Origin of the sequence: Streptomyces murinus (genome assembly GCF_002154555.1) — a bacterium.
Classification (GTDB): Bacteria; Actinomycetota; Actinomycetes; order Streptomycetales; family Streptomycetaceae; genus Streptomyces; species Streptomyces murinus.
In genome coordinates, this window is the sequence record NZ_MUNF01000543.1 from 1444 (window position 1) to 2903 (window position 1460).

General features: G+C 69.2%; 1 pseudogene. It reads left to right on the top strand.

Going from position 1 to position 1460, the window contains the following annotated elements:
- Positions 1-1460 (top strand): annotated as a pseudogene (locus tag CCN72_RS29320) (MFS transporter); the annotation flags it as partial.

Genomic DNA, 1460 nt, shown 5'->3' on the forward strand with positions numbered 1-1460 from the left:
CCTCCAGAAGACCCTGCACCTGCCGCTCACCAAGCGCGAGGTCAAGGTCGACTGGCTCGGTGCCTTCTTCATCACCGCGGCCGCCTCGCTGCTGCTGATCTGGGTGACCTTCGCCAACGACAAGTACGACTGGCTGTCCTGGCAGACGTACGTGATGGTGGGCGGCACGATCCTGCTCGCGCTGGCCTTCGTCCTCACCGAGACCAAGGCGGCGGAGCCGATCATCCCGCTGCGCCTGTTCCGCAACCGCACGATCTCGCTGGCCTCGGTGGCCTCGCTGTTCGTCGGTGTCGGCATGTACTCCGGCACCGTCTTCTTCTCGCAGTACTTCCAGCTGGCGCGGGACAAGTCCCCGACCATGTCCGGTGTGATGACCATCCCGATGATCGGTGGTCTGTTCATCTCCTCCATGGTCTCCGGGCGGATCATCTCCAACACCGGACGCTGGAAGAACTGGCTGGTCGCCGGCGGTCTGTTCCTCACCGCGGGGCTGTCCCTGCTCAGCCTGATGCGCTACGACACCCCCTACTGGCAGCTGTCCATCTACATGGCGCTCCTGGGCATCGGCGTCGGCATGATGATGCAGAACCTGGTGCTCTCCACGCAGAACCAGGTCGCCCCGAAGGACCTGGGCGCCGCCTCCTCCACGGTGAGCTTCTTCCGCTCCCTCGGTGGTGCGGNNGCTGCCCGACATGAACAGCCTGCCCCTGCCGATCCGGCATTGGCTGGAAAGCGCCTACGGGCACGGCATCGCCGACGTCTTCCTCTACGCGGCACCCTGCGCCCTGGTCGCCTTCGTCGTGGTGATGTTCATCAAGGAGGTCCCGCTGCGGACGACCGGCGCGCTGACCCAGGCCGCGCAGGAGAAGGCGGGGACCGTGGAGAACACGCTGGAGAGCACTGTGGAGAACACCATGCGGAACGTGCCGGACGAGCCCGTCCAGGAGAAGGTGCCCAGCCTGACCGCGCCCGCCNNCACCGCGACCGCGAGCGCGGCCCCGATGACGGCCGTGGCGACCATCGCCGAGCCCGGTTCGGGCGGCGACGGCACCCCGGTGCACGGCTTCGTCCGCGGCGCCGAGAGCGCCCCGGTCCCCCAGGCCGCGGTCACCCTGATCTCGCTGGCCGGCCGCCAGCTGGGCCGCTCCGTCGCCCAGGCCGACGGTTCCTACGCGCTGGCCGCCCCCGGCACCGGCAGCTACGTCCTGATCGCCTCCGCCGACGGCTACCAGCCGCAGGCCTCCACCGTCGTGGTGGGCGAGGAACCGCTGTCGTACGACATCCTGCTCAGCGGCACCAGCGGGCTGACCGGTGTGGTGCGGGCGAGCGGGAGCGCGCTGCCGGTCAAGGACGCCATGGTGATCGTCACCGATGTGCGCGGTGACCTGCTGGCCACCGCCGCCACCGGGGAGCAGGGCGAGTTCGCCTTCACCGACCTGGTGCCCGGACCGGTGACCATC